This is a genomic window from Deinococcus humi (assembly GCF_014201875.1).
GTDB lineage: Bacteria > Deinococcota > Deinococci > Deinococcales > Deinococcaceae > Deinococcus > Deinococcus humi.
This window is the reverse complement of the sequence record NZ_JACHFL010000001.1, coordinates 481817-496601: the sequence shown is the minus strand read 5'-3', so window position 1 is coordinate 496601 and position 14785 is coordinate 481817. Positions and strand designations below refer to the sequence as shown.

At 65.9% G+C, this 14785-nt stretch carries 12 protein-coding genes; 5 read left to right on the top strand and 7 right to left on the bottom strand.

Going from position 1 to position 14785, the window contains the following annotated elements:
* Positions 1–152: 152 nt before the first annotated feature.
* Entirely contained in the window at positions 153–3230 is a 3078-nt protein-coding gene (carB, locus tag HNQ08_RS02595) for a carbamoyl-phosphate synthase large subunit (protein WP_184127522.1), read from the top strand.
* 59 nt (positions 3231–3289) lie between these two features.
* Positions 3290–4360, top strand: a complete 1071-nt coding sequence (gene dinB, locus HNQ08_RS02590; RefSeq protein ID WP_184127521.1) for a DNA polymerase IV — start codon at positions 3290–3292, stop codon at positions 4358–4360.
* An 11-nt stretch (positions 4361–4371) separates the two neighbouring features.
* Here the strand turns inward: dinB and HNQ08_RS02585 are convergent, their stop codons facing one another.
* Positions 4372–5391, bottom strand: coding sequence for a phosphotransferase (locus HNQ08_RS02585; RefSeq protein ID WP_184127520.1), 1020 nt, complete (start codon positions 5389–5391; stop codon positions 4372–4374).
* Between the two features lie 254 nt (positions 5392–5645).
* On the bottom strand, positions 5646–7283 hold the full coding sequence (pgi, locus tag HNQ08_RS02580; protein ID WP_184127519.1) for a glucose-6-phosphate isomerase: 1638 nt from the start codon (positions 7281–7283) through the stop codon (positions 5646–5648).
* Between the two features lie 212 nt (positions 7284–7495).
* On the opposite strand from pgi, the gene HNQ08_RS02575 reads away from it, so the two are divergent.
* On the top strand, positions 7496–7726 hold the full coding sequence (locus tag HNQ08_RS02575; protein ID WP_184127518.1) for a hypothetical protein: 231 nt from the start codon (positions 7496–7498) through the stop codon (positions 7724–7726).
* Positions 7727–7922: 196 nt separating this feature from the next.
* A complete protein-coding gene (locus tag HNQ08_RS02570) occupies positions 7923–9446 on the top strand; it encodes a carboxypeptidase M32 (RefSeq protein WP_184127517.1) in 1524 nt (507 codons plus the stop codon).
* Between the two features lie 50 nt (positions 9447–9496).
* Here the strand turns inward: HNQ08_RS02570 and HNQ08_RS02565 are convergent, their stop codons facing one another.
* Positions 9497–9748, bottom strand: a complete 252-nt coding sequence (locus HNQ08_RS02565) for a hypothetical protein (RefSeq protein WP_184127516.1) — start codon at positions 9746–9748, stop codon at positions 9497–9499.
* A 331-nt stretch (positions 9749–10079) separates the two neighbouring features.
* Here HNQ08_RS02565 and HNQ08_RS02560 point away from each other — a divergent pair, with 331 nt between their 5' ends.
* Complete coding sequence (locus HNQ08_RS02560; protein WP_184127515.1) at positions 10080–10469, top strand: helix-turn-helix domain-containing protein; 390 nt, start codon at positions 10080–10082, stop codon at positions 10467–10469.
* A gap of 111 nt (positions 10470–10580) precedes the next feature.
* On the opposite strand, the gene HNQ08_RS02555 is transcribed toward HNQ08_RS02560, so the two are convergent.
* The 4 genes from HNQ08_RS02555 to HNQ08_RS02540 form a co-directional block, all read right to left on the bottom strand.
* Positions 10581–12230 (bottom strand): bactofilin family protein, encoded by a 1650-nt coding sequence (locus HNQ08_RS02555; RefSeq protein ID WP_184127514.1) that lies wholly within the window; start codon positions 12228–12230, stop codon positions 10581–10583.
* 52 nt (positions 12231–12282) lie between these two features.
* The gene (gene moaC, locus HNQ08_RS02550; protein WP_184127513.1) at positions 12283–12777 is read right to left on the bottom strand and encodes a cyclic pyranopterin monophosphate synthase MoaC; all 495 of its coding nucleotides are present in this window, start codon (positions 12775–12777) and stop codon (positions 12283–12285) included.
* Positions 12778–12779: 2 nt separating this feature from the next.
* Positions 12780–13382, bottom strand: a complete 603-nt coding sequence (locus tag HNQ08_RS02545) for a DUF177 domain-containing protein (protein WP_184127512.1) — start codon at positions 13380–13382, stop codon at positions 12780–12782.
* A gap of 224 nt (positions 13383–13606) precedes the next feature.
* Complete coding sequence (locus HNQ08_RS02540) at positions 13607–14668, bottom strand: glucose-1-phosphate thymidylyltransferase (RefSeq protein ID WP_184127511.1); 1062 nt, start codon at positions 14666–14668, stop codon at positions 13607–13609.
* Positions 14669–14785 lie beyond the last annotated feature (117 nt).

The window sequence follows — 14785 nt, the reverse complement described above, 5'->3', positions numbered from 1 at the left end:
GGACGCCGGGCGGATTGTCTCCGGGGGCAGGCATCCCGAAGAGCCGCTGTCCGTCGCCTCACTTAGCTGGGTTCTCCTTCCACGCCTGCTCCCGCCTGCATAACCCTATTCCCCGTTCCTCACCCGCAGGCGTGACATACTCCCTCTCTGGAATGCCCAAGCGTACTGACCTGAACACGATCCTAATTCTCGGCAGCGGCCCCATCCAGATCGGGCAGGCCGCCGAGTTCGACTATTCCGGGACGCAGGCGCTCAAGGCGCTGAAAAAGGAAGGCTACCGGGTGGTGCTGGTCAACAGCAACCCGGCGACCATCATGACCGATCCCGACCTGGCCGACGCGACGTACCTGGAGCCGCTGACGCCGGAGTTCGTGGAGAAGGTGATTGCCAGGGAAAAACCCGACGCCCTGCTGCCCACGCTGGGCGGTCAGACGGCGCTGAACCTGGCGATGCAGCTGCACGAGCGCGGCACGCTTGCGAAGTACGGTGTGGAGCTGATCGGTGCGGGCGTGGAGGCCATCAACAAGGGTGAGGACCGCGAACTGTTCCAGGCCGCCATGAAGAAGATCGGCGTGGAGACGGCGCGCGGCAAGATGGTCCACAGTATGGAAGAGGCCACCGAGTACCAGAAGGAAATTGGCCTCCCCATCGTGATCCGGCCCTCCTTCACTCTCGGCGGGACGGGCGGCGGCATCGCGCACACCTACGAGGACTTCCTGAAGATCACCGAGGGCGGCCTGCGCGACAGCCCGGTCACTTCCGTGCTGCTGGAAGAGAGCATCCTGGGCTGGAAGGAATACGAACTGGAGGTGATGCGCGACACCGCCGACACGGTGATCATCATCACCAGCATCGAGAACTTCGACCCGATGGGCGTGCATACCGGCGACAGCATCACGGTGGCGCCGGCCCAGACCCTCAGCGACGTGGAATACCAGCGGCTGCGCGATCAGTCGCTGGCAATCATCCGCGAGATCGGCGTGGCGACGGGGGGCAGCAACATCCAGTTCTCGGTCAACCCGGTCGACGGGCGCGTGATCGTGATCGAGATGAACCCGCGCGTGTCGCGCAGCTCGGCGCTGGCGAGCAAGGCGACCGGCTTCCCGATTGCCAAGATCGCCGCGCTGCTGGCGGTGGGCTACACCCTCGACGAACTGCCCAACGACATCACCCGCGTCACGCCTGCCGCCTTTGAACCCAGCATTGACTACGTGGTGACGAAGATTCCGCGCTTCGCCTTCGAGAAATTTCCCGGCACCTCCGATCACCTGGGCACCCAGATGCGCTCGGTGGGCGAGGTTATGGCGATTGGCCGCACCTTCAAGGAGTCGCTGCAAAAGGCCCTGCGAAGCGTGGAAAGTGACGTGCGCGGGGCCTACGCCGCCATGTCGCCGGACGAACTGCGCGCCCTGCTGTACCCCAACCCGCGCCGACTGGAAGCGGTGATTGAGCTGCTGCGGCGCGGCGAGACCGTGGAACAGCTGTTTGACGCCACCAAGATTGACCCGTGGTTCCTGGGGCAACTGCGCGAGATCGTGGCCGCCGAGAGCGAGATCCTGGAACTGGGACCGATCGGGGAGTGGAAGTACGAGTACTGGCGCGAGGTCAAACGGCTGGGGTTCAGTGACGCCCGCATCGGCGAGATCGTGGGCCTGAGCGAACTGGACGTGCGTGCCCTGCGTAAGGAGGCCCGCGCCACCCCGGTCTACAAGACGGTGGACACCTGCGCCGCCGAGTTCGAGGCGCACACGCCGTACCACTACTCCACCTACGAGTGGGAGGACGAGGTCACGCCCACCGAAAAGCCCAAGGTGATCATTCTGGGCAGCGGTCCCAACCGTATCGGGCAGGGTGTGGAATTCGATTACGCCACCGTCCACGCCGTCTGGGCCTTGCAGGAAGCGGGCTACGAGACGATCATGATCAACTCCAACCCGGAGACGGTCAGCACCGACTACGACACGGCGGACCGGCTGTACTTCGAGCCGCTGACCTTCGAGGACGTGATGAACATCGTCGATCACGAGCAGCCCGTGGGCGTGATCGTGCAACTGGGCGGGCAGACGCCGCTGAAGCTGGCGCGGCGGCTGGAAGCGGCGGGCGCCCCGATCATCGGCACCAGTCCCGACGCCATCGACGAGGCCGAGGACCGCGCCAGCTTCAATGCGCTGTGCGAACGCCTGGGCCTGCCGCAGCCGCGCGGACTGGTGGCGAAGACTCCGGATGAGGCGCAGGCTCTGGCCGAGAAACTGGGCTTTCCCCTGATGGCCCGCCCCAGTTACGTGCTGGGGGGCCGCGCCATGCGGACGGTGCGCAGCATGACCGAGCTGACCACCTATCTGGACGAGGTGTACGCCGCCGTGGAAGGGCAACCCAGCATCCTCCTCGATCAGTTCCTAGAAGGGGCGCTGGAACTGGACGTGGACACGCTATGCGATGGCCAGCGCGCGGTGGTGGCCGGGATCATGGAGCACGTCGAGGCCGCCGGGGTTCATAGTGGCGACAGCGCCTGCGTGCTGCCTCCGGTCAGTCTGAGCGAGGAACTGCTGGCCCGCGTGAAGGCCGACACCGAGCGGCTGGCGCTGGAACTGGGCGTGAAGGGGCTGATGAACGTGCAGTGGGCGGTCAAGGACGACGTGGCGTACATCCTGGAAGCCAACCCGCGCGCGAGCCGCACCGTGCCCTTCGTGAGCAAGGCCGTGAACCACCCCCTGGCCAAGAGTGCCGCCCGTATTGCCGTGGGTCACACGCTGGAGCAGATCGGTCTGTTGGAAACCCCGGTGCCCGCCATGTACAGCATCAAGGAGGTTCACCTGCCCTTCCTGAAGTTCGCGGGCGTGCTGCCGGTCCTGGGGCCGGAGATGAAAAGCACCGGCGAGAGCATGGGCATCGACGCGGACCCGTACCTGGCGTTCTACCGGGCGCAACTGGGGGCCAAGAGCAACCTGTCCCTAAGCGGCACCGCCTTGCTGCTAGGCGATGGTCTGGACGACGTTGCAACCACGCTGGAGGGTGCGGGCCTCAAGGTGATCCACGCACAAGACGGCGACAGGTTGCCCGACCTGCTGATTGACGTGACCGGAAGCCGCCTCCTGAGAACGGCGCTGGAACGGGGCGTGCCCATCGTGAGTACGCGCGAGGCCGCCGAGTGGACGGCGAAGGCGATTGCCGGAGCTGTGCAGGCTGGCGAACTGGACGTAACGAGCTTGCAGGAGTGGGTCAAGGGCTGACCGTATTTTCGGTCCTTGTTGACCAGACATGCCACTGTACCCCGCCGTAAAATCAGTCCATGTCCACCACGCGCAAGATCATTCATGTGGACATGGACGCCTTCTACGCCTCGGTAGAGGGGCGCGACGACGCGCGCCTGCGGGGGCGTCCGCTGGCGGTGGCCTGGGGTGGGCGGCGCAGCGTGGTCTTGACCGCCAGTTACGAGGCCCGGCCCTACGGCGTCCGCAGCGCCATGCCGCTGTACCGGGCGCTGGAACGTTGCCCGGACCTGCTGGTGGTGCCGCCCCGTTTTGAGGCCTACCGCGAGGTCAGCACCCAGATTCGCGCGGTGTTTGCCCGCTACACGGCGCTGGTGGAGCCGCTCTCGCTGGACGAGGCGTATCTGGATGTGACCGAGCCCCTGCGCGGCGGCCCCAGCGCCACCCGTATTGCCGGGGCCATCCGTGCCGATATCCGCGCGGAGACGGGCTTGACCGCCACGGCAGGCGTCAGCGTCAATAAGTTCCTCGCCAAGCTCGCCAGTGGTATGAACAAGCCCAATGGACTGACTGTGCTGCTGCCGCACGAGGTGGATGGCCTGCTGGCCTCCCTACCCGTGGGCGATTTTCACGGCATCGGCCCGGCCACTGCCGCCAGGCTGGCCGCGCGGGGCATCCACACCGGGGCGGACCTGCGCGCCGCCTCGCCTGAAGAGCTTGCGGCGCAGTTTGGCAAAAAGGGCGAGCACTTCTGGCGCATTGCCCACGGCCTGGATGACCGCCCGGTGGAGGCAGACCGCCCCCACAAGAGCATCGGCGCGGAGGAGACCTACAGTGACGACCTGAGGAGCGTGGAGGCCGTTCTGGAGCGCCTCCCCGTGCTGTCGGAGGCGGTGGAGCGGCGGCTGGCGCGGGCCGGACTGGCCGGGCGCACCGTGGTCCTGAAGCTCAAGTTCAGCGACCGCGCCATCGTCACCCGCCGCGTGACGCTGCCTGCCCCGGTCCACTTTGCCCCCGAACTGGCCCGCGCTGCGGCGCACTCGCTGACGCCGGAACTGCTGTCCGGGCGGGGGGTGAGGCTGGCCGGAATCACGGCGGCGGGCCTGTGCGGCGTGGGTGAGCGGGTGGGCCAGCCAGGGTTGTTCGATTGAGCCAGCTTCCGTCAGAGGCGGGCTGTCAACGCCTGACACTCCTCCTCGACGCGCGACGCGGCAGGCAGAACGAAATCACGGATGATCCGCAGGTTCTCGGCGTCATCCTCTGGCCGGGCGTGGCCACGCCGCATCGCGGCCACATCCACGGCCAGGTCTTCCAGCACACGGCGGTAGAAATAGAACGCGAGGACCTCCACGTCCAGCCGGATTCGGCGGCCCCGCGCCGCCTCATACACGGGCAAGATCTCGGGCAGCCGGGAGTGAAGCATCCACAGGTCATGTTCAGGGGGAGCCAGGCGCGCGCTTTCCCAGTCGATCACCCACAGCTCACCCGCCGCGTCCCGCATCACGTTGCCACCGTGCGCGTCGGTATGGCAGACCACGGGGTCATACGGCTGAGAACGAATCACCTTCTGGCTCTTAAGTGCGAGAGCCAGGAGATGCTGGAGATGCTCGTCATAGGGGGTCAGCAACGCTCGCAACTCGTGCAGGGCGGGGCGTGCATTCGGTCTGAGCCCCCTCAAGGCTCGCAGGTCGTCGCTCAACTCGGCCATGAAGGGCAACCCGAAGTCCTCCGGCGGCATGGGCAGCGTGCCTACACGGCCCATGAGCTGCGGCGTTCCCCCGTGCAGGCGGCCCAACAGCGGTGCGAGTTCAGGCAGCGCCGCCTCCCAGGCAGATGAGAGATTCACGGCATCGATCCAGTCGTACACAGCCACCTCAGCGCCCCCGACGGTGGCCAGCTGTGCTCCGTCCAGCGCCCGCAGCGGCTGGGGAACCCGGGGCAGAATCTGTTCTTCGCGCAGCGCCCGCAGCAGCGGCATTTCGACCCGGATTCTGGCGCTGGCAGCCCGGCCATACGGCGTGTCGGGCAGCAGTTTGACAAAGAAGCGCCCACTCGGCCCCTCGGCGCGGTAAGCGGGAGCTGTGCCGAGGGGCACAAAGGTGGCGTTTTCCAGCCTCAGCCCATAGTTCAGCCGCAACGCCTCAAGAAGACGGCGAGGATCGAGTTCAGGTTCAGCGCTCACGTCGCCTCTGCGGTCCTCACGCCGAGACTCGCATCGCTCTCAGGCGGGCACAGCGGCATGGTCACACGGGGCAGCGTTGGGGCGTCCCGAACGCATTGCCGCGAGCGGCCATCACCGGACAGCCTGAGGTACGTGTGCACGAACTCGCGTTGCACAGACATGACTTCTTGCGATTTCAGGTCGTCTCCCATTCGGTCAACGCAGGGAAGGGTCAGACATGGGGCCGGCTGAAGTGCAGCGCCGTTTCTGAAGATCTACCGACGTTCCCGGTATCGCCTGATCAACGTGTTCGTGGAAGAGTCATGCTCCAGCTTCGGTTCCGCGCCCGCGTTCAGCTCCGGCACGATCTTGCCCGCCAGCACCTTGCCCAGCTCCACGCCCCACTGATCGAAGGAATTGATGTTCCACACAGCGCCTTGCACGAAGACCTTGTGTTCGTACAGCGCGATCAGCGCGCCCAGCGTGCGCGGCGTGAGCCGGTCGGCCAGCAGGGTGTTGGTGGGACGGTTGCCATCAAAAACCCGGTGCGGGGCCAGCGCCTCGTCCACACCCTCGGCCAGCACGGCGTCCAGCGACTTGCCAAAGGCCAGGGCCTCGGTCTGTGCGAAGACGTTCGCCATCAGCAGGTCGTGGTGGGGCGGGCCGTCCGGCGTGGGCAGCGGGTTGAGGGTCTGGCAGAAGCCGATGAAGTCGCACGGGATCAGCTTGGTCCCCTGGTGGATCAATTGATAGAAGGCATGCTGACCGTTGGTGCCCGGCTGCCCCCAGATCACCTGGCCGGTCTGGTAGTTCACCGCCTGCCCGTCCAGGGTGATGTGCTTGCCATTGCTTTCCATGTCCAGCTGTTGCAGGTAGGCCGGAAAGTATTGCAGGTACTGGTCATATGGCAGCACGGCGTGAGACTGCGCGTCGAAGAAGTTGTTGTACCAGACGCCCAGCATGCCCATCAGCACCGGAAGATTTTTCTCCAGCGGCGCGCTGCGGAAATGCTCGTCCATGTCGTGGAAGCCCGCGAGCAGTTCCGAGAAACCGTCTGGGCCGATGGCGAGCATCACGCTCAGGCCAATCGCGCTGTCCATGCTGTAGCGCCCACCCACCCAGTCCCAGAAGCCGAACATGTTGGCGGTGTCGATGCCGAAGCCCTGCACGGCGTCGGCGTTGGTGGACACGGCGACGAAATGCCGGGCGACGGCGGCCCCGTCCTTCAGCGCCGAGAGCAGCCACGCGCGGGCCGAGGCCGCGTTCGCCATCGTCTCCTGCGTGGTGAAGGTCTTGGAACTCACGATGAACAGCGTTTCCTCGGGGTTCAGATCTCGGGTCTTTTCCACCAGATCGGTGCCGTCCACGTTGGACACGAAGCGCACGGTCAGGTCACGCTGGGCGTAGTGCTTCAGCGCCTCATATGCCATCACCGGCCCCAGATCGCTGCCCCCGATCCCGATGTTCACGATGTTCCTGATAGGCCTGCCGGTGAAGCCCAGCCACTGCCCGCCACGAACGGAGTCGGCAAAGGTTGCCATGCGGCCCAGGACCTCGTGAACGTCCGGGACGACGTTCCGGCCATCCACCATGACGGTCGCGCCTGCTGGCTGACGCAGGGCGGTGTGCAGCACAGCGCGGTTCTCGGTCACGTTGATGCGCTCACCGGCGAACATGGCGTCGCGTTTTTGCTCCACCCCGGTCTCACGCGCCAGGTTCAGCAGCAGCTCCAGCGTCTCGTCCGTCACACGGTTCTTGCTGTAGTCCAGGTAAAGGCCCGCTCCCTCAGCGTTCAGGCGTTCGCCGCGCCGATCGTCATTGGCGAATAGGTCCACCAGCAGGGTGTCGTTCATCATCCGGTGATGCTCGGTCAAAGCTGTCCAGGCGGGCAATTCTGTCAGTAGGGTGGTCATGGGGAACCTCGCTGCGGGTGGGGGTGGGGTGGTGGGGGCAAGCCGTTTGGAACCGTCCACCGGAGCATAGCGCCCGTTCCCGGAGCGGCGCATTGGCCATTCAAACACCTGTGCCCGGCCCTGATCCGGTCCTTCTTTAATCGGAAGCGCAGCCTTTCATCCATTCACGCGCGTCAGAGCGTTGTGCGAGTGGGTTTTCTAGAGTAGGTTTCATGATCAGGTCTTTCGATGTGGACAGGCAGTGGAACCTTGAGAAAAGGACCGTTCTGGGCCGTCCCGAACTCCAGGATTACCGGCCTGCGTCGCCGCTGGCCCAGCCTGAGCCGGCGCCGCTGCAAGTCTGTCCCGAGAGCCTGACCCGCGCCCTGATGGCCGAGGAACACCGCCAGACCCTGAAACTGGTGGGCCGCCTGCGTTGGGCCAGTCAAGTGGCCAAGAACTGAACCAGCCGCCTGTACTCCACACAGCCCACAAAAATTGCCCCCTCTCGCCGCCCACACGGTGGCCGAGGGGGCAATTTTTGTGGGGATCTCCTTGGTCTGCTTGATCATGGGCGGCGTGCTGGGCGTAAAACGCTGGATGAAGCGTAGCAGGTGAGCCCTTGACTGCCCCTTTCGGACTTGGCGTTACTCTGCAGGCATGACCACCACCGAATCATCTCCCACCTCCGATACCATGACCGAACTGCGCCGGCGTCTGGGCCAGGTGTCCGATCTGGCTGCTGCGGAAGCGCTGATGTCCTGGGAGCAGGAAACCAGCATGCCGGACGAGGCCGCCCGGGTGCGCGGCCTGCAACTGTCCACCCTGGCAGGCCTGACCCACGCGATGTTCACGGACCAGCAGACTGGGAAGCTGCTGGAAACCGTCGAGCCAGCCAATGAGACCGACGGGGCCATCGTGCGTGTGGCCCGGCGCGACTACGACAGGGCCACCAGGCTGCCCACCGAGTTTGTGGAGGCGCAGACCCAGGCCCAGAACGAGGCGCACCACGCCTGGCTCGCGGCCCGCAAGGCGAGTGACTTCGCCACCTTCGCTCCGCATCTGGAGCGCATGATGGAGCTGGCCCGCCGTGAGGCCGACCTGCGTGGTTATGACGAGCATCCCTACGACGCCCTGCTGGACAACTACGAGCCGGGCATGCGGGCCGGGACAGTGGGGACCATCTTCGCCGACCTGCGGGACCGGACCCTGCCGCTCATTAGGCGCATCGCGGCGGCGGGCGATGCGGCGGATTACAGCGTGCTGACCCGGCCCTTCCCCGCTGAGGCGCAGAAAGCCTTCGCCTGGAAAATCGCGGGGGAGGCCTTCGGCCTGGAAGGCTCGTTTGCGCGCCAGGATGAGAGCGCCCACCCCTTCATGACCAATTTCAGCCGCTCGGACCTGCGCATCACCACGCGGGTGGAACCCTACTGGCCCGCCTGTCTGTTCGGAACGTGGCACGAGACGGGGCACGCCATGTACGAGCGCGGCGTCTCCGGACGGTGGGAGCGTACGCCGGTGTCGGGCGGCGCGAGTCTGGGGGTCCACGAAAGCCAGTCGCGCCTGTTTGAGAATCTGCTGGCGCGCAGCCTGCCGTTCTGGAACCGTTACTTCTCGCAACTGGCGGAGGCGGCCCCGGAAGTGACCGCCGGACTGGACGCGGCTGGCCTGTACCGCGCCGTCAACCGCGTCAACCCCAGCATGATCCGGGTGGAGGCTGATGAGGTCACATACAACTTCCACATCATGCTGCGCTTCGAGCTGGAACTGGCGTTGCTAGAGGGCAAGTTGAAGGTCGCGGACCTGCCCGAGGCCTGGAACGCGAAGATGCAGGACTACCTGGGCCTGACCCCGCCGGACGACGCCCAGGGCGTGTTGCAGGACGTTCACTGGTCCGCGGGCCTGATCGGGTATTTCCCCACCTACGCGCTGGGCAACCTGTTAAGCGTGCAGTTGCTGGAGGCGGCGCAGGCCGATGCGAAGATTGCAGGGGGCAGCCAGAACGCCGAGTACGGCCCGTTGCTGTCCTGGCTGACCGAGAATGTCCACCAGTATGGCCGCAGCCTGACCCCCACACAGATCACCGAGCAGGCGACCGGACGCCCGCTGAGCGCCGATCCTTATGTGGCCTACCTGCACCGGAAGTACGGGGAGATCTACGGGCTGGAAGGGTCACGCCGCTAGAAGGGAAGGCCCGCAATCTGTCATCCGGGCCCTTTCCTGCTTAAGTTGCGTCAGATCGCGTGCTTGCGTTCTGCCTGGGTGACTAGATAGGCGCGGGTCGCCCCCAGCCAGCTCTGTGCCAGCGCCGTGTTGGGATGGCCACGCTCGCGCAGGGCATGTGTTCCCCGGCACAGCTGACGCTCGATACGGCGCACGGCCAACAGGCCGCCATCGTTCTCGACCTCTATTAAAGTGTTCAGGACGGTGGTGGGGTGAACGTAACCCACGCGGATACTCTCGGCAATCGTGTCCAGGGCGCGCATATGGTGGACTCCTTCCAGCCCGAGGGGGCCGCGAGGTGGAATAGATGGAAAGGTGGACTTTGGAGAAATACTTCTGCTGATTACGATCATAGCAGAGCAGTCGGCGGCTGTGCAAGAACTTTTCCCTATGGATTCTGTATTGACCGTATTGAGGCGGGGTGTTACACTCCAACCAAGGCTGCCCGATTCTGCCCACAGGCAAACGCTCCCAGCGGGGCCGCGCCTACGGCCGGAGCGCAGTCCCAGGCGGCACGCCGACTCTGTTTTTCTGCGCTCAGCACGCATAAAGGGCAGTGACGGTGAGGCCAAGCCGCAGCCAAGGAGGTGACACATGAAATTGCACGAAAGACTCCGCGAGCTCCGTAGCGAACGCGGGCTGCGGCTCAAGGACGTCGCCGAGACCGCCGGGATCAGCGTCCCGTACCTCAGCGATCTGGAACGGGGCCGGACCAATCCCAGTCTGGAAACCCTGCAGACTCTGGCCGGATCCTACGCCATTACGGTTCATGATCTGCTGGAGGGCGTCGAATTCTACGGCGCGTCCACCGAGGGCTCCATGCCCAAGGGGCTGGCCGATCTGGTGGCCGACCCCACGCTGGGGCCGCAGATCACGCCCGACTGGGTGCAGACCCTATCGCGCATCGAACTGCGCGGCAAGCGTCCGCGCGACAAGGGCGACTGGTACGAGATTTACCTGCACCTCAAGCGCATCTTGAACTGAGTTGAGGGTGTAAGACAGAAGGCCGGAGACGTGGTGCTCCGGCCTTCTTCTTTGGGATGGCTGTTTATCACTCCGGGGGTGCGGGCAAACGTATTGGACAGAGGGGGGCTTCTACGCGGTCCGAACTCCTCCACGTGCCAGCAACAGCGTGCCCGCACCCCACGCGCCGCCGATCACGGCCAGCCCAAAAGCCAGTGGCGGCTCGCTGAGGCTGGCGGCCACGGCGCTCAAGCCCAGCATGGCCCCCACGGCGTCGGGAACGGGCAGGCGCAGGCGGTAGGCCAGGGCGCGTCCCAGGTCATAGGCACTGACGCTCAGGCCCATCGCGAGAATCACCACCGCCAGCGCGGCAGCCACCAGGGCCGGCCCCAGCAGCCCGGCCAGCGCCAGCGCGAGGGAAGGTCCGCCCAGAGCGGTCAGAGCCAGGACCCCCAGTGCCAGCGTCCGCATGGGGGCATGGCGCTGTCGGCGGGCCAGCGTGGGGGCCAGCCCGGCCACAAACAGCAGTAGCAACGCGCCGCCGGTCAGCGTGACGAAGATCTGCGGCCACGCGGCGCTGCCCAGCCAGCCCAGCAGTGGCCTGAAGGCGGCGGCGGTGGCCATGCCGATCCCCTGCGGAGGGGCCGTTTCCAGCGCGTCCAGATCATCCGGCGCGTGGCCCAGCAGCGCGTTGACTCGGCCGCTGACCTGCGCCCCCGGATCGCGGCGTACGTCGCCCAGCAGCGTGACCACCTCGCCCTGCACCCGCGCCCCAGCTTCCAGCCGCACGTGTCCTCCCACCGCGATCACATTGCCGTCCACTGGTCCGCTGACCACAATGTTCTGCCCGAAGCGCACGTCTCCGTGGGCGGCCAGGGTGTACAACGCGGGCAGGGTCAGTACTGCGCTCAGGGCGAAGGCCCCAGCCCCCATGCGCTGCATGGTCGGGCCAGGGCGCCAGCTGACCAGCGCACTGGTGAGCAGCAGCAGCGCCAGCCCCACTCCGGCCAGCGGCGACACCTGGGCTAGCAGCGTCCGAAGCACCAGTGCCCCCGCCGCCAGATTGGGCCAGACGGTCGTGACGGCCAGCAGGGTCAGCCCAACCATCAGGGCCACCACCAGGGCCAGCGGGGCAGGATTGTGCCGGGGCTTGAGAGGAGCCATGAAGTTGCTCGCCGCAGCTGAAGCGGGGGCGAAGTCGGGAGGAGGGGCGGCAAGGCTCTCCATTTCCGGCTTGGCAATACGGGCCGCCACTGCCGTGGCCACCGAACGTGGCGGCGTGGGCGTGGGGGCATGAAGCCATCCCCCCCACGCGATATCGGAGGCGACGGCAGCGGCCACGCTGGACGGCATGGGAGGCGGAGCCGCGCCAAGTTGACGCGCCGCCCGGATGTCCCCTATAACCCCGGCCGCAAGGCTTTGGGGCAGGGAGGGAACGGACGACCTCTGGAGACGCTGGGCAGTGGCGATGTCGGAAATCACTGCGTCTGCCAGTGAATGGGGGAGCTCTGGACGATGAACGCTCAGGCGCGCGCTCCACGCCACATCTGCGGCCACGCCCTGGGCCACACTCGCGGGAAGGTCCTGTGGCGGCAGGGCGCTCAGCTGGGCGGTGGTGGTTGCCAGCCGCCAACGCCAGGTCGCCAATTCCTCCTGATTGGGCAACGAGCGCAGCGCCGCCGTCTCGGCGAGTGTCAGATCGCCTTCAGCCTCGCGGTGCAGCAGGTCCAGCCAGTCAGACGGGCCGTCTTGTGGCCCACCCTCCCGGTTGTGTCGCTCCATGCCCATACTGTTCCCTTACGATAGAGGATTCCGGGAAGTTCCCGGTGACTGTCTAGAGAGATTGAGGAGCGCAGTAGTCGCCGCTCTTGCCCCCGGTCTTGCTTAGCAGCCGGACCCCCGTGATCTCCAGCGCCTTGCTGGCCGCCTTGAGCATGTCGTACACGTTCAGAGCTGCGACGCTGGCAGCGGTCAGGGCTTCCATCTCCACCCCGGTCGGGGCGGTGGTGCGGACGGTGGCGGTAATCCGTACGCCCGCATCTTCCAGCGACACCTGCACGTCCGCACCCGTCACGGGGATCGGGTGACACAGCAGGATCAGGTCCGCCGTGCGTTTGCTGCCCGCCAGTCCCGCCAGCCGCGCCACAGTCAGCGGGTCCCCCTTAGGATTGGTCCCTGCTTCCAGCGCCGCGCGGGCCTCGGGGGGCAGGCGCACCCAGGCCTCGGCGGTGGCAGTGCGGGTGGTGGCGGCCTTCCCGGTCACGTCCACCATGCGCGGCAGGCCGTCGCGGAAATGGGTCAATTCAGGTGCTGGGGGGTCTGCCGCCATGCTCACTCCTCTGGCAGGTCCAGGTCGCGCAGTCCAGCGAAGGGGGTCTGCCTGGCGTGGCTGGCGCCCAGGGGAATGCCCAGTTCGTCGTCGATCTCCTCAACAGGCACCGCCGCCATATGCTCGCAGGGACCGTCGTTCAGGTCATGGCCGCAGACCTGACACAGCCCCTTGCAGTCGGGCGCATGCAGCACGCTCAGCGGCGAGGCCAGCAGGGTGGTCTCGGCCAGGTAGCCGCTGAGGTCCAGGTTGGGATCACCGAAGACCAGCACCTCCTCGCCGGTCTCAGCTTCCTCCAGGTAAGGGGCGTCGGCGGACGGCTCGTAGCGCATCAGCGTGCCGAGTTTCAGCTCCAGCGGCACCTCCACGTCGCGCAGGCAGCGGGCGCACTCCATGGTGACGGTGGGTTCGAAGCTGCCCTGCAGGTACAGCTCATTGCCACCCAGCGGGTTGACGTTGATCTCATAGGGAGCAGGCTCGGTAAAGGTCAGGGTCAGGGTCTGGTTGCCCTGCTCGTAGTTCAGGTGGTCCAGCTCACCCGAAGCGTGCGCGTCCTCGGAGGACCGCAGCAGGGAACCCAGGTGAATCAGGGGAGAATCGCTCATGGCCTGATGATAGGACGCATGCGCTCAGACAACCGCATTGCCGGCACGGTCAGACGGCCGTCCCTGCCAGTTACGCCAGCGCTGACATGACTTTCTGATCGGTGGACAGACAGCAGACAAGACCTGCCGGATCACACTGTCATGGGCAAACAACGTCACACTCCGCAACCGGATCAGGCCGTCTGGCCCGAAGGGCCGCTGGAGATCCAGTGCCCCCCGATCGCTCACACCAGTTCCACCACGCTGGCGTCCGAGATGATCATCTTCAGGGTGCGCGGCATTTCGCGGCCCCCACGCACCTGTGCCCGCACGCCGATCAGGCAGTCCTGCAGGCGGCGGTAGGTGTTCTCGATAATCACCTGGGAATCGACGACGCTGTGTTCGACTTCAGCGTTGCGAACCACGCTGCCTTCCCCGATGCTGGTAAAGGGACCAATGTAGGCGTACTCGATGACCACGTTCTCGGCCAGCATTACCGGCCCCACGATCTGGCTGCCTGTGACCCGCGCCGAGGCTGGAATCACCACCCGGCCAGAGATGCGGGATTTCTCTACCGTGCCCTGAATGTCCGTTTCCAGGCCCTCCAGCAACAGGCGGTTGGCATCCAACAGGTCTTCCGGACGTCCCGTGTCTTTCCACCAGCCCTCAACACGCTGGCCCAACACCGTCTGACCGCCGTCGATCAGGCCCTGAATGCCGTCTGTGATCTCGTACTCGCCGCGCGCCGAGGGCGGCATGTGTTCCAGTACGCCGAAAATTTGCGGCGTGAAGCAGTACAGCCCGGCCACCGCCAGATTGCTGGGCGGCACCTTGGGTTTTTCCACCAGCCGGGTGATCTGGTCCCCGCCGTTCAGCTCGGCCACGCCGAAAGCGGTGGGATCGGCAACCTCCACCAGGGCGATCAGGGCTGCCGGTTTTTCCTGCTGGAAACGTTCGACAAAAGGCTTCGCGCCGAACTCGAACAGATTGTCGCCCAGGTAGACACAGAACTCCGAATCGCCCACCCACTCGCGGGCGGTCAGGACCGCGTGGCCCAGTCCCAGTTGCTCATGCTGGTTGATCAGCGTGATGTTCGCGTCCGCCACCTCGCGCACGGCGTGCTGAATCTCGCCGCGCGTGATGTCCGAGACCACGATGCCGATGTCGGTGATCCCGGCGGCCATTAAGGTGTGGATGGCGTGCCGGATGATCGGCTGCCCGGCCACCCGCAGCACGGGTTTGGGGCGGGTAAACGTCAGGGGGCGCAGGCGGGTGCCCAGTCCAGCAGCAGGAATAATGGCCTTCATGCTTGGCAGTCTAGAGGCTGCCTCCCACCTTCTCTCTGACGCAGCCTTGGGATTGCTCATCCGCGGCCTGAGCTGGCCTTAAGGCTTGGGGGGGCCTTCACCTTCGCTGCTGGCCCT